Source organism: Nocardioides sp. (assembly GCF_047607185.1).
Classification (GTDB): domain Bacteria; phylum Actinomycetota; class Actinomycetes; order Propionibacteriales; family Nocardioidaceae; genus Nocardioides.
Genome location: NZ_JASGDQ010000036.1, coordinates 1 through 4790, shown reverse-complemented (window position 1 = coordinate 4790; position 4790 = coordinate 1). Strand labels below are relative to the sequence as shown.

General features: G+C 70.7%; 3 protein-coding genes. 1 reads left to right on the top strand and 2 read right to left on the bottom strand.

Annotation, left to right across the window (positions count from 1 at the left end; translation table 11 throughout):
• A partial coding sequence (locus tag QM595_RS03480) for a glycosyltransferase family 39 protein (protein WP_415170132.1) occupies positions 1-1684 on the bottom strand: 1684 nt, incomplete at its 3' end.
• 88 nt (positions 1685-1772) lie between these two features.
• Entirely contained in the window at positions 1773-3029 is a 1257-nt protein-coding gene (locus tag QM595_RS03475) for an LCP family protein (protein ID WP_415170131.1), read from the bottom strand.
• A gap of 148 nt (positions 3030-3177) precedes the next feature.
• Between QM595_RS03475 and QM595_RS03470 the strand changes: the two genes are divergently transcribed.
• Complete coding sequence (locus QM595_RS03470; RefSeq protein WP_415170130.1) at positions 3178-4668, top strand: LCP family protein; 1491 nt, start codon at positions 3178-3180, stop codon at positions 4666-4668.
• Positions 4669-4790 lie beyond the last annotated feature (122 nt).

Genomic DNA, 4790 nt, shown 5'->3' with positions numbered 1-4790 from the left:
CGGTTTGTCCGCCGGGCTGGCCTCCGCCGGTTTGTCCGCCGGGCTGGCCTCCGCCGGTTTGTCCGCCGGGCTGGCCCCCGCCGGTCTGTCCGCCGGGCTGGCCCCCGCCGGTCTGTCCGCCGCCGGTCTGTCCGCCGGGCTGTCCGCCGCCGGTCTGTCCGCCGGGCTGGCCTCCGCCGGCCGGTCGGCCGGTCCGGCCCCGGCCACCGGCCTCGGTGGCCCGGTCCGGTCCGGCGGTCACGATGGAGCCGGTGTGGGAGGTGCCGATCGTCTGCACGGCGTACGACGCCGGCCCGGCCCCGACGACCACCACCGCCGCAGCGACCACGACCGCCGCCAGTCGCCGGTGCAGCCGGTCGAGCAGGTCGGTCACGGCCAACGAGGCGCCCACCACCACACCGGCGACGAGGACAAGCCAGCGCAGCGTGTCGTAGGGCTGCGTCTCCGGCTGACCCAGCAGCACCCAGGCCCACACCGCCGAGCCGATGACCACCGCTGCGAGCGCGAGCCGGGCGAGGAGATGGGAGCGGCCCCGCCAGAGGATCGCGAAGCCGACGACCGCCGTCATCGCGATCCAGGGAGCCAGGGCGACCGTGTAGTAGTCGTGGTAGATGCCCTCCATCGAGGAGAACACCGCCCCGGTCGTCAGCATGGTGCCGCCCGCGAGCAGCAGCACCGCCCGCGGCAGGTCGGTGCGGGGCCGGCGGCCCCGGGCCACGACGCCGGCCACCAGCAGGAACAGCGCCGCCGGCAGCAGCCAGGCGATCATGCCGCCGGAGACTCCCTCGAAGAGCCGCAGCGGCCCCGGGCCGCTGCTGAAGCCGCCATTGCCGAGGCCGCCCGCCGCCGCGCCGGTGATGCGGGAGAGCCCGTTGTAGCCCCAGATCAGGTCGAGGACGGAGTTGTCGCGGCTGCCGTCGATATAGGGGCGCCACGACTCGGGCACCAGCTCCACGAGCGCCACCCACCAGCCGGCCGCGACCAGCATCGCGACGCAGGCGTAGAGGAGCTGGCGGGTCCGGCGCCAGAACGACGTCGGCGCGGCAAGCAGATAGACCAACACGAAGGCCGGCAGCACCAGGAACGCCTGCAGCATCTTGGTGAGGAAACCGAGGCCGACCAGCACGCCGGCCAGCACCAGCCACCGGCCGCTCGCCTTCTCCAGTGCCCGGGTGAGGCAGTAGCCGGCGGCCACCAGCACGAACAGCAGCAGCGCGTCGGGGTTGTTGAAGCGGAACATCAGCACCGCCGACGGGGTGAGCGCGGTCAGCAGACCGGCAGCCAGCGCCGCCGCCTCGGTCGAGGTGCGTCGTACCGTCAGATAGACCAGCCAGACCGTGCCGACACCGAGCAGCGCCTGGGGGACGAGGATGCTCCACGAGCTCAGCCCGAAGAGTCGCACCGAGAGCCCCATCAGCCACAGCGACGCCGGCGGCTTGTCCACGGTGATGGCGTTGCCGGGGTCGAGCGAGCCGAACAGGAACGCCTTCCAGCTCTGAGAGCCGGCCTGTGCGGCGGCGGAGTAGAACGAGTTGGCATAGCCCGACTCCGACAGTATCCAGAGATAGGCGACGGCGGTGCCGGCCAGCAGCGCGGCGAGCGGCGCCAACCGCCAGGGGATGCGGCGCCGAGCGGGCTCGGCGGCCGGCGATGCCACGCCAGGACCCTCCAGCAGGGTGGTCATGGTGACGACGATGCGTCGCGATCCTGTGACGGTGAGCGAGCGATCCTGGGAAGAAGCTGTGAGAGCGTGTTCGAGAACTCGCTCTGATTCAGCCAGTGACGCTCTTGGGCAGCCCGGTCGGCGTGCACAGGCTCTTCGGCACGTCCTCGGTCCGGTCGGTCTTGACGTAGTCGAACAGCTTCTGGGACCGCTCCGCGTCCCAGTGCACCGCCATGTCGGAGATCGGTACGCCGCAGGTCATGCCCTTGCTACCGGTGGTCCGGGTCATCGCCAGCGCCCACTTCGCGGCCTGCAGCGGCGAGGCGCCCTCACCGAAGGCGAAGGACTTCGGTGCGGCATGCGCGAGCTTCCAGTAGCGGAACGGGTTGATCACCGACCACGGCGAGGCGACCTTCTTGCCGACCGCGGCGATCACCTCGCGCTGATGCTTGGCGCGGGTGATGTCGCCGTACTGCGGATCGCTGTGGCGGGAGCGGGCGTAACCCAGTGCCTTCTTGCCGCCGGCGTGCTGGCAGCCGGCCTTGACGTGGATGCCCGCGAGATCGTCGTCCATGTCGAACTCCGGGCAGATGGTGATGCCGCCGACGGCGTTGACGATGGAGACGATGCCACCCATGCCGATCTCGGCGTAGGAGTCGATCCGGATGCCGGTGGCCTGCTCGATCGTCTGGGCGAGCAGTTGCGGGCCGCCCCAGGCGAACGCCGCGTTGATCTTGTTGGTGCCGTGGTCGGGAATGTCGACCAGGGAGTCGCGCGGGATCGACATCAGCAGGTTGGGGCCGGAGCCGGTGTGCAGCAGCATGATGGTGTCGGTGCGGCTGCCCTCGGCGTCGCCGGTGGCGAGCTTCGCGCGCTGTTTCTTGGTCAGGCCGGCGCGGGAGTCGGTGCCGACGAGGAGGTACGTCGTCCCGGGCTGTTCCGCCGGTCGGGTGCCGTCGGGCGCGAACTCGACCTTCTCGACGCTCTTCCAGGCCATGATCGGCACGACCACCAGGTAGGCGATCCAGGCGAGGACGAGGACGTAGACCACGCGCCGGATCGTCTTGGCCCGGATCTTGCGGCGAGGAGCGCCCTGGCCGCTCGGGCCGCCCGGCGGCGGCGCGAGCGGCCGGGACGGGGGAGTGGGCGGTGTTGCCGGGGGCTCGGTGGTGCGGCGCGGCTGGGTGGGCATCACCCGGGTGCCGTCGGACGCTGCGTCGGCTGCGTCGGGCCCGGTGCTCGGCCGCTGCTGCACCGGGATGGCCCGGGTGGGGTCGCTGGCAGGCGGGGTCTGCTGCCCCGGACCCTGTTGACCCGAGCGACTCCCGTAGAGCCAGTCGAACTCGGGCTCGGAGCGATCTGCCATGGCGACGAAGTTACCGTGTGAGACCCAGCCGACCACGCTCGACGGCGTCGACGCGTGTCGCTCCGCGCTGTGACAGGTGTTGCTGGTGATACTGACGGGGATCTGACCTTCCCCCAGGATCACCGCAGGAGACATCCAGATGGCGCCCATGCGCAGCACTGAGCAAGAGCGAGCGGCTCGGGTTCGCTTCCGGCGCTCGATGGCCCTGTTGGTGATGACCCTGGTGCTGCCGGGCTCCGCACAGCTCCTCGCCGGCACCACCGAGACGGCTCGGCGGATCGGCCGGATCGCGCTGCTGGTCTGGCTGGCGCTGGTGGCGCTGGTGGTCGGCACCCTGGTCCTGATCGCCTTCGACCACGGCTACGCCTTCCACCTGGCCACCACGCCGTGGCTGCTGCAACTGCTGCGGCTGGGCCTCGTCGCCCTGGCGATCGGCTGGGGTGCGCTGCTGGTCGACGCCTGGCGGCTGGGCCAGCCGCTCACGCTGCTGGTCGGCCACCGCCGGTTCGCCGTCGGCGTCAATGCCGTGATGTGCGCGGTCGTGGCCGGCGTACTCCTCTTCGGGTCGCACATCGTCGGCGTCCAGCGCGGCCTGGTGCTCTCCATGTTCTCCGGCAGCGAGGTGACCGGCGCGGATCACGGCCGCTTCAACGTGCTGCTGCTCGGCGGCGACTCCGACGAGGGCAAGACCCGCTGGGGGCTGCGGCCCGACTCCCTGACGATCGCCTCGATCGACGCCGAGACCGGCAAGACCGTCCTGGTCGGCCTGCCGCGCAATATGACCCGCTTCCCGTTCGTCAAGGGCTCGGTGCTGGCCGAGCAGTTCCCCGACGGTTACGACTGCGACGGCTGCTACCTCAACTCGCTGGCCACCTGGGCCGCCGACAACGAGTCCCTGTTCAAGGGCTACGACAACCCCGGCGTCGAGGCCACCATCGAGGGCGTCGAGGGGATCACCGGCCTGGAGATCAGCTACTGGGCCATGGTCGACCTGACCGGCTTCCAGAAACTCGTCGACGCCGTCGGCGGGGTCACCCTCAACGTCCGCGAGCCGATCCCGGTGGGCATCCCCGGCGACAAGTTCTACAGCCACCTCAAGACCGGCACCTACAAGCTGAACGGCTGGGAGACGCTCTGGTACGCCCGTGCCCGGCACGACTCCGACGACTACTCCCGGATGGCGCGCCAGAAGTGCGTGATGAGCGCGATGCTCGACCAGGTCAGCCCGCAGACCATGCTCACCAAGTTCGGTGACATCGCGGCCGCGTCCTCGGCGATGGTCTCGACCAATATCCCGAGCAGCGAGGTGGACCGCTTCATCTCGCTCGCGCTCAAGGCGAAGAGCCAGAAGATCGCCACCGTCTCGCTGGTGCCGCCGGCGATCAACACCGGCCACCCCAATATCAAGAAGGTCAAGTCGATGGTCACCGCGGCGATCGACAAGGCCGAGGGGATCAAGGCTCAGGCGAAGGAGAAGTCGTCCGAGCAGCCTGCCGAGGAGGGTACGCCGGCCACGACTCCGACCACGTCCGCCACCGAGGCGCCCGCGCAGGCGGAGGTCGTCACCGGCGGCTCGGTCGGCTCGCTGAAGTCCGGCTACGCCGCCAACGAGTCCGACGACCTCGCCTCAGCCTGCTAGTAGGCTGTCGCGGCTAAAGCGCGTGGTAGCGCGGTGTCCGGGTGCGTGCCTCGCAAGGCGCCGGCGCGAAGGCAGGCCGGTGGCCTGTCGAGCGTCGGCAACGCCGCGAGGTGCGTGCCCGG

Coding starts and splice junctions, on each gene's coding strand:
- QM595_RS03475 (WP_415170131.1), bottom strand. CDS start 3,029: ATGGCAGATCGCTCCGAGCCCGAGTTCGACTGGCTCTACGGGAGTCGC.
- QM595_RS03470 (WP_415170130.1), top strand. CDS start 3,178: ATGCGCAGCACTGAGCAAGAGCGAGCGGCTCGGGTTCGCTTCCGGCGC.